This is a genomic window from Nocardia suismassiliense (genome assembly GCF_900269665.1).
Lineage (GTDB): Bacteria > Actinomycetota > Actinomycetes > Mycobacteriales > Mycobacteriaceae > Nocardia > Nocardia suismassiliense.
In genome coordinates this window covers 1,387,745-1,403,590 of the sequence record NZ_LT985361.1, presented here as the reverse complement: position 1 = coordinate 1,403,590, position 15,846 = coordinate 1,387,745, and the positions used below count along the sequence as shown (strand labels likewise).

Genomic DNA, 15,846 nt, shown 5'->3' with positions numbered 1-15,846 from the left:
GTGTCGTGGCACATGACGGACGATTATTTCGGCCGTCATGTGCCCGTTGCGAGTCAGGCGAAGATGGTGGCGCGGCGGGTCGGATCGGCGACGACGTCACGGACCAGCAAGCCGAGATCCATGTCGCCGGGTAGCGACCGGTAGGTCAATGTGGCGGCCACGATGCCCGCGACGCTGACCACGAATCTGGTGTTGCGCTGATCCGCGGGGTACCAGTCGACGGTGACCGGGTTGTCCAGATCGATGTCGCGGTCACCGATACGCAGCGCCAGCCTGCCGTGGTGCCGGTACAGCACTACCGGGACTTCACCCAGATCGGCATAGACGCCGCCGAGGCGACTCATATCAGCGGGGGTCGCGCGCAGCGCGCCCGTTGCCGGATCGAACTCGGCGAACACGCCGTAGCCGACATAAGGTCGCACGACAATCGTTGTGCCGCTGCGGTTGTCACTGGTGTACGACCGCCTGCCATAGCCGTTGCCATTCGCCTGCGGTGCGCCGCTCATGGGCGGCAGCGGAGCGAAGGGTGGCACTGGCGGCAGCGACGATCCCGGTGGAATCGGCTCGGCCGGTGGCGGATTCGATGACCCGGGTGACCACGGTGGCGCGGAACCCAGAGGGGTGGGTAGATCCGGGGACGGAGTCGACGGGTGTGGAGACGTCGTCGGTGGTGCCCAGGATTGGGGCGGCCGGGGTTGCTCCGGTGCCTGCGGCGACTGTGGCGGGTTCGGCAGCTCAGGCAGGTTCGGTCGCGTCGGCACCTGCGGAGCGGCAGGCGGTCCCGGTGGCAGCGGCACCGCGTGCGAGTTCGGCTGCGGTGGGTGCGGTAGCTCCGGCGACACCGGCTGGGCCGGCACCGGCGAACCCGGCAGGCCCGGTACCTGCGGCGGCACCGGCGAACCTGGCAGAAACGGCACGTCCGGCAGCTCAGGCGGCAATGGCAAACCTGGCGGCAGCGGCGGGTGCGACACGTCAGGCGGCACCGGAACCTGCGGCGGCAACGGCAAATCCGGTACCTGCGGCGGCACAGGCACACCCGGCGGAACAGGCATGTAAGGCGGCAGCGGCAGGTCCGGCGGGGCAGGCACACCCGGCGGTATCGGAACCTGTGGTGGCACCGGCAAATCCGGTAGCCCCGGTACCTGCGGCGGCACAGGCGCACCTGGCGGCACCGGCACGTGTGGCGGCACCGGAACATCCGGGGGCACAGGCAGATCCGGCAGCTCAGGTGGTACCGGCGGGCGCGGCACCTCAGGCGGCAACGGCAAATCCGGCGGAGCAGGCACCTCGGGAGGTGACGGCAAATCCGGCAGATCTGGCAACTGCGGTGGAATAGGCAGATCTGGTGGCATCGGAAGACCCGGTGGCACAGGCAGATCCGGCGGCACCGGCAAATCCGGCAGCTCCGGCACCTCAGGAGGCACCGGCGCACCCGGCGGAACGGGCACGTGCGGAGGCAGCGGCAAGTCAGGTGGGTCAGGCAGATTCGGCGGCACCGGAACCGGCGGCGGGACAGGCGGACCCGGTGGTACCGGAACATGCGGCGGCAACGGCAGATCTGGTGGCGCAGGCCGATCCGGCGGCAGTGGCAATTCCGGCAGCTCAGGCGGCACCGGAGGCCACGGAGGCAGCGGCGGACGCGGGGGATCGTGCGGTAACGGCAAATCCGGCGGAGCAGGCACCTCGGGGGGTGACGGCAAATCCGGCGGCACAGGCAAATCCGGCGGGTCAGGCAGACCCGGTGGCACCGGCAGATCCGGCGGCACCGGCAAGTCCGGCGGGTCAGGCAGACCCGGTGGCACCGGGAGATCCGGCGGGTCAGGCAAATTCGGCGGCACCGGCGGCCACGGAGGCAGCGGCGGGCGCGGAGGCTTGGGCGGTACCGGCGGTTGCGGAGGCTCCGGCGGTACCGGCGGACGCGGAGGCACCGGCGGTTGCGGACGCTCAGGTGGTACCGGCGGACGCGGAGGCACCGGGGGTCGCGGAGGGACCGGGGGATGTGGAGGTTCAGGTGGTCGCGGAGGCTCGGGTGGAGTTGGTGGTTGTGGGTCCGGTACGGGCCATGGTTTCGGGGCCGTATTCAACGGCTCAGGGAATTCGAACTCGTAGTCCTTGGGCGGATGCGGGATGTGCGACCTGAGTGCCCGGCCGGGCAACTGTGGAATGGGGCGCGGATCTCCTTGGCTGGTCTCCGATTCCGGGGGATCACCGGCGCTGCCGCGATTCGTTCGGGTACCGCCTTCGGCGGGTTCGGGTCTCGGAGCGGATTCGTCTGCCGATGCCGGCGTGCGCTGGGAGGGGTCGGGATCTGTCGCGGATTCACGATTGGGCGACGGGTCAGCGTTGTCGACCGACGGATCGCCGGGCGCAACAGGGGCCGGGTGCTGCGACGGAACGCGGGTCGTCGCCGCTTCCGTGTCGGTCTCGGGTTCGCGGCTGGCTGACGTCTCGGAGTTGGTGACCGAAGGGTCCTTGCCCGCAATGGGATCCGGATGCGCCGGTGGGATGCGGCCTGCCGATCCCGGCGGGTCCGACGGCGGCTCCTGTGGTGGGACGGCGGTTGTCGGTGGTTCCTCCTCGGGGCCATTGGAGTCGCGCCGCGCGAGTTCGTCGAATTTGGCGGACATCTCGCGGTGCGCGTCCTCGAGATCCGCCATCAGGCGCTGGTGTTCGCCCTGGGCGGCGAGATCGTTCCGGATTTGTTCCAGGTGGTCCAGGACTCGCCGCAGTTCGGCGTCGGCTGCCTCGGCATGACGCCGGTACGCCTCGTCCACCTTCGCCAGCTCACGCGCAAGTGCCGCATCGATCCTGGACTGCGGGTCGGCTGAATCAGGCTCGGGGCCAACGCCATGCGGATCGAGCTGCCCGGTCAACTCACGACCGATTTGCTCGAGATGATCGAGCACCCGCTGCAACTCGGCATCAGCCTCCGCCGAGTGACGCCGATACGACTCATCGAGCGCGGCCAGCTCACGCGCCAACGCCTCATCGATCCGTGAGCGCGGGTCAACCGAATCTGACTCCGGCACAACATCATGCTCGTCGGCGCGCCTGGATATCTCCCGTCCGACCTGCTCCAAATGATCGAGCACCCGCTGCAATTCGGCGTCGGCTTCATCCGCGTGCCGCCGGTAGGCCTCGTCCACCTTCGCCAGCTCACGCGCCAACGCCTCGTCGATTCGCGACGGCGGGTCGGCCGAGTCCGCCTCCGGCACAACATCACCGGCATCGAGTCGACCTGACAGATCGCGGCCGACCTGCTCGAGATGGTCCAGCACCCGCTGCAACTCGGCATCAGCCTCCGCCGAGTGACGCCGATACGACTCATCGAGTGCGGCCACTTCGCGCGCCAACGCTTCGTCGATCCGGGAGCGCCCGTCCGGTTGCGTGTCCGAACCGGGTCGGTCGTCGCGTACTTCCGGCGTGCCGGTCGACGGCTCCTCGGGTGCGGGCGGCGGTGTCTCGGCCGGACGAGTGGGGTCACTGGGCGTGCTCACCGACTTCGGCTGTCGTGCGGCACTATCCGTTGTGTTGTCCGTCTTCGTCCCGGGTGCTTCGGCGAGTGGCTGACCGCCGCTACCCGATCGTTCGGCGGCACCGCCTGACCCGGGTCGACGGGGCGGCGGATCGCTGGGGGTGGAGNTCGGCGCGGGGGCTGGGGGCGGCGGATCGAAAAGGCCCGGCGCGGCGACGGCGCCATCACGCAGGGCCGTCTGTCCGCGGCCGTCCTCGCCCGAGCCCGATGGGTATTTGGGGTTGTCGCCTTGATAGCCGCGTACGTAGGTCCGATCCCGAAAGCGTTCCCACGCGTTGCGAACTCGTGACTTCTTCTCGACCTCGCCCGAGGGCTCCCGCCGAGCAGGCGAGTCACCCTCGTCGGCGGGCACTGCGCGCCAACGGTCTTCGCCGACCGGCTGCAGCGTCAGCGGCACCGGTTCACCGTCGATGTCGAGCGTGAGTGGATGGGCGTCGTCGGCGAGCATGATCGAGTCCGGTTCCAGCGCCGAGGGGTCACTGGAGTCGTTGTCCTGCTTCGGTTTCGATGTCGACTCGTCGCCAGGGTCACCAGGCGAAGCGGGCGGTTCGACAGGTGGCTTCCGCGAGCCGCCGTTCGAGCCCGATGCCGGTTCGACGGGGCCGCCGTCGGGCTCGGGGGGCCGTTGTCCGACGTCGACTTTGCGCAGCGCCGGTTCCCGTGGCGGCACCTCGGCATCCTCGCGCTGCTGCGGAAGTCCGCTCTCGTCGAACAGGATCGTGCGCGTGAGCTGGACCGGATAGTCCGAACCCGGCAGGATCGGCGGGAACGGGTGCCGAAGTCCGGCTGCGGGATCGTGCACCACGATCTCGCCGTTCTCCTTGACCAACACGTAGGCGTGCGCGCCGACGTTGTGCTCGTCGGTCTTGCCGTACACGTCCACGACCAGCGCGGCTACCCCGTCGGGGCGCTCGATCGGGTTGCCCTCGGAGTCGAGGATCAGGCTTCCGTCCGGCCTTGTTTCGTACATCAGCGCGTCGCGAATCTCGTTGTGGTCCGCGACATCTCGTAGCGGCGCCTGGGCCGCCCGCTCGATGTCGTCCTGGGACACACCGTCCGGGCCGACCTCCCTGGTCGGCACTTCGATCACCGGGCTGCCGGTGATCCGGCGAATCAATTCGAGACTGCGCACCGCACAGTCGCGCGGATGGTCGGCGTTCGACGGATCAGGTTTCGCTGCGGCACTGTCGTCGTCGGTGCGCGTGACGGTCTCCGGGTGCGCGGTCCGATCCGATCGGGGCGAGGCCTCCGCGCCCGCTACCGCCGCCAGTGGCAGCAGGCCGACCACGTCGAGAGCCGACGGGTCGCCTGCCTCTCGAGGTTGCGGACCATCGGCGGGCACCGCGGACTCGACCGTCTGCCGTACCGGCGCGGAACCGTCCGCCTCGGCCCGGGTACGCGGGGGCTGCTCACCGGTGGACTCGGACTGCAGCGCCGACTGGTGGTCCGTGCCGTGCGCCGCGGTGTCTGCGAGGCCCGTGCGGCTCGACTCGGCGCCGTCCGCACGGAGGTCACCGGCCCGGGGTCGATCGCCCACCGGGCGGGACTCGCCGGCCGGGCGGCTGTCCGGGGCTCCAGCCCGCGGTTCGATACCCGTTTGCGGGCGTGGTTGCTCGACCCGAGGTGTGTCGGAACCGGTCTGCGCGCGGAGGTCCGGCGATGCCGCGCGAGGAACAGTGGAAGATGCCGGGGTGCTACGGCTTTCGCCAGCACCGGCGGGATTCGCCGTGGTCGGCTGCGCGGGAGTAGACGCCGGGTTTGCGGTGGATGCGGCATGGGCCGGTGCGGTGGTGGCCAAGCCGTCACCGACGTTGTTGTGCACCGGAACCGGGTCATTGCCGGTAGATGCGGCGTCGATCAGGCCATCGGAGCCTGCCCCGCGCACGGCGTCCGCCTCCGGTGCGGCTCCTGCTCGCTGCGTTCCGGCATCGGCCGAATCAGACTGTGCGGCAATATGGTCGGCGCTCGTCGGTGTGCCATCGATCGATCGTGTACTGCTGTCGCCTGCCCGCGTTTGCGGTTCACCGGTGGAACGAGTGTCCGACGTCGGATCCCCAGCGGCGCGGTCTTCTCCCCGGGATGTGTTGTCGCTCGACCGATCTGCGGCCTCGTTCGATGCGGCATCGTCGGTCGATCCCCTGCCGTCACCCGATCTGTCGGTTGTCCCGGCGGCCTCGCCCGAGTCCCGGCCGTTGGCCGTATCCGCGCCGGCCTGCCGCGCCCCGGCTTCTCCCCCGGTACCCCTGCCGTCGGCGTCCGAAGTTCCGGCGGGCCGGGTCGTGTCATCACCCGCCGTACTGCGGCCATTGTCACCAGCCGCACCCCGGCCGTCGCCACCTGCCGCACTCCGGCCATCGCCGCCCGCCCCAGTTCGGCCATCGCCGCCTGACGTACCCCGTCCGCTGCCATCCCCGGCACCGGCAGGCAACCCTGCACCGTCGGGCCGAAGCCCTACGCGCGCACCGTCGTTCGAACTCGAACCGTCACTGCCCGCGGTGTTGAAGACATCTTCGAACCGAGACCCGAAACTGGACCTGTTGAACATCTCCGGCCGCATGTTCCCCCAAGCATGCTGTGCCCCAACCTTGTTCACCGCTGACATCGCGCCGTTCGAGGCGCCCGCAGTAAACATCCGCCAATCGACCTGCGTGTTCTTCAGGTTGTCCCACGCATCGTCCCAGCCGTTCTTTGCGGCGTCGATCCCGAACTGCGTGGCGGTCGCGGCGACGAAACCCGCTCCGGCACCGACCAAACCGGCGGCGGGTCCGGTGATCGCGGCACGCATCCACGGCTTCATCTCCGCGCTGAGCTTGTTGCCGAGCCAGTCGCCGAACGGGCCTGCCGCCGCCCCACCCGCGGCCGAGCTGACGGCGGTGACCGCGACCTGCTCCCAGTTGATCTCCTTGCGATTGCCCTGCGATACCTGCCACTGCTGGACGCCGAGCTCCTGCAGCGTGCCGAGCACCGTATCGATCGCCACATGTCGCAGCATGAATTTCGCGAACTTCGACGCGACGAGCTTGCCGACGTGCCGGGCGATCGCGGCGACCACCCGCTGGCCGATGATGCGCACCGCCACCCTGGTGAGGCCGATCGCGACCGCCTGGACCGCGGGCGCGGTCGGCGGAAACAGCCACGCGGCAGCGAGTTCGGCGGCCAGCAGGCCGAGCGAGCTCCAGTACATCAGCTTCGCGTACTCGATCTCGGTGCCGACGCTGTGCGCGGATTCGCCGATCTGGTCGAAGAGTTCGGCCAGCTTCTGCACCGACTGGTCCTGGTCCGATCCGTCGCCGGACCGCATGCTGTCGAAGCCCTTGATCATTTCTTCGACGCCCTCGCCGACCGGATAGGCGGTCAGCGAGGCGCTTTTCGCCGCGTCGATATCGAAGAGCACGGCGCGCAGCTCGTCGGCGGCGGTGTGCCAGTCCTGGGCCAGCGCCCACATCTGGTCCTCGTTGCCCTCCGGCCACTCCATGCCGACGATCGGCTCGAGCCATTCCAGCCAGCCAGGTAGTTCGATCATGTTCGGTTATCCCGCTGTCAGCAGCGCGACACGGTGTCCGGGCCGCCGCAGGCGACGATCTCGGCGACCGGACGCACTTCGGCTTGCCCGGTCCTCAGCTGCGCACGAAGCGTGGATCAGCTGAAACCATCGCGGTTGCCGCGCTCCATCTTTTCCAGCAGCTTGGCGCTCTTGGTCTGGCCGGTGGAGAAGTTGCCGAGCGAGCCTGCGATGTTCTGCGCGCCCATGATGATGTTGTCGCGCGACGAGGTGTAGCCGCCCGAACCATCCGCCCCGTTCGCGAAGCTACGGCCGAGTGTGTCGTTGCCCCAAGGGTTGCCACGGGAGTTGATCGAGGCCTGCAAGGTGTTCAGGACCCCGTTGATCCGGTCGCGTGCGTCTCCGGTCTTCTTGGCCGCCTTGAAGAACAGCTCCGACTCGTACTGGACTTTGTCCGCCACCGCGTTCCCTCCGCGTACGTGCGGTCACCCGCACCCACTTCAGCTCGTACGCATCCGACGATGACAGTCGATAGCAACTGCCCTGTTGCTCGCACATGAACGGAGAGTGCCGCGACAGTTACATGCAACAGGTGGGTACACCTAGCCGTTGGTCCAGCGAAACGTGCTATACGCGTTGATGTTCGGCGAGCGGACTGAGATCAGCAGGCACCGTGGGGACCGGCCGACGACGGCAAGGTCACGCAGTTATAGGAGCCGGCGAGGGCGCACGCCGCAGCCGGGAGCGGACACTCGAGCGAGCGGACCGGCCATAAGGTTCCGGGGGCATGCTCAGCTTGGCGTCGCTTTGCGCATGCCCCCAGATCCCAACCCCGACGCTACATTGAACAACGTACCGCTGTCCAGCGGCAAGTTATTGGTGCGCTCGAGCCCTCGGATAAGACCGATCCTTCTTACTGACCCGGGAACTCGTCAGCCAACTCAGGGATATCGCGTTCGAGATATTTGGCGACGAAGCGATCGACCAGTTCGGCCGCGACTTGACCAGGCACAACCCGAACCGCGGCCACACGCTCGGCCAGCTCGGCCCGATCCGCCGACGTGCGCCCCGATTGCCGGAACGCCCGCCACGCCGTGCGCTCGAACCCGTCTACGAAACGACGGGCGATCCGGTCGCAATCGCCGCGCAACCGCTCGACCTCGTCGAGCACCTGGGCCGGCGGCGCACCCGACGCCGCCAGCTGCTGCGCGATCCGAACGAGCTGATGGTCCGCCACGCGATAGGTGGCGGCGTCGAGCGGCTCGTACATGCCGGACGCGACGACCCGCGCGAGCCCCTGCGGGACATCACGGTAGAGATCCGCGAGTTCCGTTGCGGCAATGACCATTTCACTGACGGCCGGTGGCGCATCGGGATGCATCGGCACCGCGGTCTCGGCCGGCATCGCGACATGCGCGAGGGCCTCCGGTTCCGGAACGCCGAGGATGTCACCCAGGTCGTCGCCGCGATCCCACGCCTCCAGCAGTTCCCGGATGCCGTTCAGCTTGATGCCCCGATCCAGCAACCGGCCGATGGTACGCACCCGATTGAGATGGTCGGACCCGTAGAACCCGGTTCGCCCCTTCACCTGCGGGGGCGGCAGCACCCCACGCTCGTGATAGACGCGCAGGCTCCGCACGGTCGTACCCGCCTCACGCGCCAGCTCATCGATCGTAAACTCCGTACCCGCTGCCATATCTCAAGGAAACCACACCGAAACACGGTTGTTCGCTGGTCCGAGGGTGCGGTACTTCACCATTGCGCCGCAGACACGGACCGCAGGCCATTCGCTGAGCTCCCGCCCGCGGCCCGATGTGCCGACCGAAGCCGCCCGAACCGGTTTGCCCTGCGATAGCCGTTGGCTCTCGCCAGGTGACGATCTCATGTCCTCAGATGACAATCATGTACGTCTATTGAACGTGCCGCTAAACAACGGTACGTTATTCGACGTTATGACTGCCGTCACAGGAAAGGCCACGCATGACTATCGTCCGACCTCCCTCAGCGACGCAGGAGCAGGCCGCACGGGCGCTACACGCCGAGGATGTGGGATATCACAAGGCGCTGCGCCCACGGCAGCTACAGATGATCGCCATCGGTGGCGCGATCGGCACCGGGCTCTTCCTCGGCGCGGGCGGGCGGTTGAAGGAGGCCGGGGCGGGGCTCTTCCTGGCGTACGCGGTGTGCGGCGTGTTCGTATTCTTCATCCTGCGGGCGCTCGGTGAGCTGATCCTGCATCGACCGTCCTCCGGCTCGTTCGTCTCCTACGCCCGCGAGTTCTACGGCGAGAAGCTGGCGTTCGGCGTCGGCTGGATGTACTTCTTCCACTGGTGCATGACCGGCATCGTCGACATCACCGCGATCGCCACCTACGTGCACTACTGGGGCAGCCTGCAGGTGATCCCGCAGTGGACCATCGCGCTCATCGCGCTGGCGCTGGTGGTGAGCATCAACATGGTGTCGGTGCGATGGTTCGGCGAGATGGAGTTCTGGGCGGCGCTGATCAAGGTGATCGCGCTCATGGGCTTCCTGATCGTCGGCACCTTCTTCCTCGCGGGCCGATTCCCGATCGAAGGCAACAGCACCGGCGTCAGCGTGATCAGCGACAACGGTGGCCTGCTCCCGAACGGCCTGATTCCGGTCGTGCTGTGCACCACCGGCGTCATCTTCGCTTATGCCGCAGTGGAATTGATCGGCACCGCGGCCGGTGAGGCGGAGAACCCGGAAAAGATCATGCCGCGCGCGATCAACTCGGTGATCGCCCGGATCGCGGTGTTCTACGTCGGCTCGCTGGTGTTGCTCTCGCTGCTGTTGCCCTACACCGCTTTCAAGGCCGGCGAGAGCCCCTTCGTGACGTTCTTCGCCAAGATCGGCATCGACGGCGCCGGCACGCTGATGAACCTGGTGGTGCTGACCGCGGCCTTCTCCAGCCTCAACGCCGGGCTGTACTCGACCGGCCGGATTCTGCGTTCGATGGCCATGAACGGCAGCGCGCCCAACGTGGCGGCGCTGATGTCCCGGCGGGGCGTGCCCTACGTGGGCATCCTCGCGACCGGCGCGGTTGCCCTGGTCGGTGTCGGACTCAATGCACTGGTCCCGGAGAAGGCCTTCGAGATCGTCCTGAACATGTCGGCGCTCGGCACCATCACGGCGTGGGCGGCGATCGTGCTCTGCCAGCTCAAGCTGTGGCAGTGGTCCCGCGAGGGACGGCTGGTGCGCCCCGGGTTCCGCCTGGTCGGCGCGCCGTACACCAGCATCGCGACGCTGGTGTTCCTCGCCGCGGTGGTGCTGCTCATGCTGTTCAGCAACAACGACGTGCAGCGCGGTGCCGTCATCGCGATGGGCGTGATCATGGTTCCCGCCCTCGTCGGCGGCTGGTTCCTGGCGCGCCGCCGGGTCTTGCATGTCGCGGCGATACGCACCGGCTTCACCGGCGCGTTCCCGGTGCTGGCCGAGCGCCCGCTGGAGCACCGCGACCACCGCATCGCCGATATATCCGGCGCAAGCAACGGCACGACACCGCACGATGAGGCAGAATCGCGCTAAGGCCGACCTGTCCCGCTCGCTCCGCAGCACGGCGACCCACCGGGGCTGCGGGGCGTGGCGGTGTCGGCCCGATGTTGTCTTCGTGGGTGTTGAGAGGGTCGAATGCCGGACTTCAGTGGCTCCGACGATCCTCCCCCCGTCGCCCGCGCGAGCACACTGATTCGCGACCCCACCGAAATGGCGTACCGAGCCACCTTCCCCTGGGCGACCCGCCGGGTCTCGGCGACCGAGGCGTGGTCGTCCGACGACGAGGATTCGATCTCGTCGGAGGCCGAAACCCGGTCCAGCCGCAGCGTCCGGTCCCGCAGTGTGCGCAGGCTCAGCGCGGGCCTGGTCGAGCTACCGCGGGTGTCGCTGGTCGACCCGGCCACCGCGATGCTGCGCAATCCCGAAGTTCCCGAGGACAAGCGGTTCTGCTGGAAATGCCAGAAGCCCGTCGGCCGCTCGGCCGACAACGGTGACGGCGCGTCGGCGGGCAAGTGTCCCCGGTGCGGCTCACCGTTCAATTTCCGGCCGCTGCTGGCCCGCGGCGATCTGATCGCCGGCCAGTACGAGGTGCAGGGCTGCCTCGCCTACGGCGGGATGGGCTGGATCTTCCTGGCCCTCGATCGCAATGTCAGCGACCGCTGGGTGGTCTTGAAGGGGTTGCAGAACCCGCTCGACTTCGAGGCGCACGTGGTGGCGCTGGCCGAGCGTCAGTTCCTCGCGGAGATGGCGCACCCGGGGATCGTGAAGATCTTCAACTTCGTCAAACACCGGTCCGCGGAGGGCATTCCGTGCGGGTACATCGTGATGGAGTACGTGGGCGGGCAATCGCTGAAGACGATGCTCGATCTGCGTGCGCCGGAACGCATTCCCGTCGCCGAGGCCATCGCTTATGTGATGGAGGTGCTGCCTGCCCTCGATTACCTGCACTCGTTCGGCCTGGCCTACAACGACCTCAAACCCGACAACATCATGGTCACCGAGGACGAGGTGAAACTCATCGACCTCGGCGCGGTGGCGGCCAGGGAATCCGGCGGCAGCCTCTACGGCACGCATGGGTACCAGGCCCCGGAGTTCACCCAGACCGGACCGACCGTGGCCTCCGACATCCACACCGTCGGGCGAACATTGGCCGCGTTGACGCTGGACATGCCCACCGAACCGCGCGGCCCGAAACTGCCCGGCATTCCGTCGGCGGACGAAGAACCGGTGCTGCGTCGTTATCCGTCCTTCGAACGGCTGCTGCGGCGGGCGACCGATCCCGATCCGGCACAACGCTTTCCCTCGGCGTACGCGATGTACCGCCAGCTCGCGGGCGTGCTCCGCGCGGTCCTGGCCGAGGACACCAACCGCGAGCATCCGCAGACCTCCGCCGTATTCGGTTCACCGCGTGGCGATTTCGGTATCGATACGCTGATCCGGCAGAACGTCGGCTTCGTCGACGATGCCCATCGCCTGCCCGTGCTCGACACCGCGAGCGTCGTCGCCGCGCTGCCGGTGCCGTTGATCGACAGCGAGGATCCGAGTGCGGAGCTGCTGTCGCCGTTGTTGCACGGTGATCCGCGGCAAGCGCTCGACACGCTGCGCCAGAGCACCGCCGACATGAGCGCGGGAGTCGTCGGCACACCCGAGAGTTTCGATCTGGAAGGAACATTGACCGCGGTGCGGGCGCACCTCGACCTCGGGGAGGTCGAGCAAGCGCGGGAAAGCTTGGCACGCGTGCGAGACGACTATCGCGCGGACTGGCGGATCGACTGGTACACCGGCATCGCCGAACTGTGTTGCGCCGAATACGAATCGGCGTACGAGCATTTCGATCGCGTGCACTCCATGGTTCCCGGTGAGATCGCGCCGCTGCTCGCGCTCGCCGCGACCGCCGAGCTCCTCTTGCAGACGCAGGAGAACCCCGATGAGCCGGATCGGTGGCACCGGGCGGCGACGGAGCATTACCGCTCCGTCTGGCGGAATACCCGCGGTGTGGCGAGTGCCGCGTTCGGTCTGGTGCGACGACTGGCCGTCGATGGGGATGTCACCACCGCCGTCGCGACGATGCAGCAGGTGCCGGATTCCTCGCGGCACCACAATGCCGCCCGGATGACCGCGTGCCTGCTGCTGGTCACCAGACCGGTGGACGAGCTGTCCCAGGCCGACCTCGATGCGGCGGCGGCGCACCTGCACGCGCTACCGGACGAGCCGCGACTGATGCAGTTGCGGGCGATAGTCCTCGGCGCGGCACTGGCCTGGCTGAACAGGGGCGGGCGACCGGAAACGCCCCCCGCCACGATCCTCGGCTTCCGCTATACCGAGGCGGGTCTGCGCGGCGGACTGGAGTCGGTGTTGCGTGCGGTAGCGCGCACGACACCGAATCGGCTGCATCGTTATGCACTCATCGACTTGGCCAACGAGATTCGGCCTCGTTCCCTGTGGTAGCCGAGACGCACCGCTGACCCACCGTTCCCACTGCCCTGCCGCACGGCATGATCAATGGCTGTGCGAGTCCTACTGCAACGAGTGACCTCAGCCCAGGTGAGCGTCGACAACGACATCGTCGGCCGCATAGATCCGGCGGCCTCGGGTGTTCCGCACGGGCTCGTCGCCTTGGTCGGCGCCACGCACGGCGACACCGAGTCGACCGCGAAGACACTCGCCGACAAGGTATGGCGGCTGCGGATTCTCGACGGCGAACGCTCCGCCGCCGACCTGGCCGCGCCGATCCTGGTGGTCAGCCAGTTCACGCTCTACGCCGATACCGCGAAGGGTCGCAGGCCATCCTGGAACGCGGCCGCGCCGGGTCCCGTCGCCGAGCCCCTCGTCGAGGCGTTCGCCCGCGCGCTGCGCGAGCTCGGCGCGACGGTAGCCACCGGTCGATTCGGCGCGCACATGCATGTCGAGCTGGTCAACGACGGTCCGGTCACCCTGCTGCTGGAGGGTTGACCGACAGCACCGGTCCGAAGCACACCCCGCCCACAGCACCCGCGGAAGATCCTCGTGCGCCGAGCCGGTAACCGTGACAGACTCGTGCGCAGAAGGTGCGGGTGGCGCGACGCCGCCGGTTAGCGGAGGATCATGCTGGAAACGAGGGACGCGATGGATCTGGACGCGCTGGAGCGTCGGGTCGCCGCGGATCGCTATGCGGCGCTTGATCGTTCGATCGAGGCGGATCTGCGACTTGCCACCTCGCTCGCCGATCTGGCGAAGGGCTTCATCGCCACCAAGACCGACGGGTCGGTACGGGACCGGACCAGGGACGCACTGGCGCCCGCCGAGGAGGCGGTCGGTATCCGGCTGCGGTTGCTGTCCACCGGACAGGTGCTGAACGCGCGTTTGGCGGGTGAGCTGAACGAGGCCCTGCGGTCAGTTGAGCTCGCGGCCAGGCACAGCGGTCGCCGGGAGCTTGCGACCACCACCATCCGGCGCGCGTGTGACGCCTACCGGCAAGTGGCCCGCATCCATCCGGAGGTCGCGGGGCTCTGTGCCGACGGGCTATCGAAGTGTGGTGTGTGGCTCGGGCGCCTCGATCAGGACGCCGCCGTCGCGGCCACCGAGGAGGCGGCCCGGATCCGTGCGGCGCTGGCCGCGGCGAATCCGGAGCTCTCGGGCAAGTACCTGGCCAGTTTGAGCACGCTGCTGCGGACCCTCATGGTGGGCCGGTCCCGCAAACAGGCCCTCTCGATGTATCGCGAGCGGTATTCCGCGTTCACCTCGATGAGCATGTCGATCCGGTTGCGCGCGTGCGGGATTCAAGATCTCGATCTGACCCCGAAGTCGTACAAGGCGCTCGCTGAGCTCGGTTGCCGCACGCTGGAGCAGGCCGGACGGCTGACCCAGCAGCAGATCCTGTTCAAGTCCTCGGGCGATCTGTCGACCGTCGAGGAACTCAACTGGAAGCTGGCGCTCGTCGGCCTAAGACCGCTGCTGCCCGGTGCGGAGCCCGATCCGCCGTCGATGCCGGTGCAGATAGGCACCAGTTTCGGCGCGCTGAGCGTGTACTGCCCGGTGCCGGACGCGATCGCGCAGATCCGCGCGGCGATCATCGGCGCGTACGCGACCGATGACGCCTATCCCATGGACCGAGCCAGTTATCTCGGTGAGCACGAGCAGCATTGGAAGATCACCGATGCGGAGGTCAACACCGCGGAGAAGCTCGGCGACGATGTGGTGCTGATCGATCAGCCCTACGGCGGCTGGGTGACGGTGCTGAGTCTGCATTGGGAGCTCACGCCGGTCGGAAAGCATCCGCTCGCGATGCGACTGTCCCAGGATTGGCCGGTGGCCGCGATCACGGTGACCGAGCACGTCGCCTACGAGCTGTGCTGGTACGAGCACGGGGCGGCAACCCAGTACGCCGCGCTCGGCCGACCGGCCGGGCAGGCGCCGCTGGATAAACCGTTGGCGCCGTTGGACTTCAAGATGCTGGCCGATCTGAACGCCGACCGTGCCAACGAGACGAAGCTGCGTGCGGCGTTCGGCAACACCCAGATGTTCGCCAACCTCACCTATCTTCCGTCGAGCGGTCTGCGGCAGATCAGCGCGACCACCCCGCTCGCCGAGCACGGTGATCGCGTGTTGTTCTTCCGTACGACGCCCTGAGGCGTTAGAGGGCGGTGTTCGGCCGCATCGGCTGAATGGTCGAGTTACGGCCCCAGATGAACCACACCACCGGGCCGAGGAACGGGAACGCGAGCATGAGCAGCACCCAGATCGCTTTGCCGGCGGCCTCGTAGTTGCTGGACCGTAGCGCGCTCACCACGCCCGCGATGAACAAGACGAGGGCGCCGAGCGCGACGGCTACGGCGAAAACGCCGAGGGCGATCGAGCCTGCCGTTTCGGCGGTGCTGGCCAGGGCCGGGGCGGAAGCGAGAGCAATCGTTGTCATACCGATCAGCGTAGGGACGGGCCCGCCGCCGCACATCGGTGACAAACCCTGAATTTGCTGACGCCCCTACGGTTGGCGGTGTACGCCTCGGGGATGACCCGGCGTGCGACGTCGGGGTGGTGCGCCCGCGTTGCCGGCCTCGGGGTCGGCCGAAAATCAAGTATTAAAGTACCCCCAGTTCGCAATCTTGCGCCGCGGCACTGACGCCGGAATCGAGGGGCGACGTGCAGCTGGACGGATCCGCACGTCAACCGGGCAGACGGTGCGAAACTCCCAGGCAAACTTCTCGAGAACTAATTGAACGGAACGTTTATGCCCTGCCATGGAGTGCTCTACTGAGATCACGCCCGAACGGTGTTGTAGGTCACCCTCAGTGTCCATAACGCACCAGCTCGGGCGGCT

The 15,846-nt window shown here is 68.0% G+C and carries 8 protein-coding genes; 4 read left to right on the top strand and 4 right to left on the bottom strand.

The window, feature by feature from the left end; genetic code table 11:
* Positions 1-53 precede the first annotated feature (53 nt).
* From DBO33_RS44880 to DBO33_RS06275, 3 genes are all read right to left on the bottom strand, one after another.
* Positions 54-7,058, bottom strand: a complete 7,005-nt coding sequence (locus tag DBO33_RS44880) for a WXG100-like domain-containing protein (RefSeq protein ID WP_107654173.1) — start codon at positions 7,056-7,058, stop codon at positions 54-56.
* Between the two features lie 116 nt (positions 7,059-7,174).
* The gene (locus DBO33_RS06280) at positions 7,175-7,498 is read right to left on the bottom strand and encodes a hypothetical protein (protein ID WP_107654172.1); all 324 of its coding nucleotides are present in this window, start codon (positions 7,496-7,498) and stop codon (positions 7,175-7,177) included.
* A 452-nt stretch (positions 7,499-7,950) separates the two neighbouring features.
* Positions 7,951-8,733, bottom strand: coding sequence for a MerR family transcriptional regulator (locus DBO33_RS06275; protein ID WP_107654171.1), 783 nt, complete (start codon positions 8,731-8,733; stop codon positions 7,951-7,953).
* A 284-nt stretch (positions 8,734-9,017) separates the two neighbouring features.
* Between DBO33_RS06275 and DBO33_RS06270 the strand changes: the two genes are divergently transcribed.
* The 4 genes from DBO33_RS06270 to DBO33_RS06255 all read left to right on the top strand — a co-directional run bounded on the left by DBO33_RS06270 (position 9,018) and on the right by DBO33_RS06255 (position 15,158).
* A complete protein-coding gene (locus DBO33_RS06270; protein ID WP_107654170.1) occupies positions 9,018-10,583 on the top strand; it encodes an amino acid permease in 1,566 nt (521 codons plus the stop codon).
* Between the two features lie 102 nt (positions 10,584-10,685).
* A complete protein-coding gene (locus DBO33_RS06265) occupies positions 10,686-12,998 on the top strand; it encodes a serine/threonine-protein kinase (RefSeq protein ID WP_107654169.1) in 2,313 nt (770 codons plus the stop codon).
* Positions 12,999-13,058: 60 nt separating this feature from the next.
* Positions 13,059-13,502 carry a D-aminoacyl-tRNA deacylase gene (gene dtd / locus DBO33_RS06260; protein WP_107660028.1) on the top strand — a complete coding sequence of 148 codons (444 nt, stop codon included), beginning with the start codon at positions 13,059-13,061 and terminating at the stop codon, positions 13,500-13,502.
* Between the two features lie 132 nt (positions 13,503-13,634).
* Positions 13,635-15,158, top strand: a complete 1,524-nt coding sequence (locus DBO33_RS06255) for a hypothetical protein (protein ID WP_234390711.1) — start codon at positions 13,635-13,637, stop codon at positions 15,156-15,158.
* Between the two features lie 4 nt (positions 15,159-15,162).
* Here DBO33_RS06255 and DBO33_RS06250 read toward each other — a convergent pair whose 3' ends face one another.
* Positions 15,163-15,444, bottom strand: a complete 282-nt coding sequence (locus DBO33_RS06250; RefSeq protein ID WP_107654168.1) for a PLD nuclease N-terminal domain-containing protein — start codon at positions 15,442-15,444, stop codon at positions 15,163-15,165.
* Positions 15,445-15,846 lie beyond the last annotated feature (402 nt).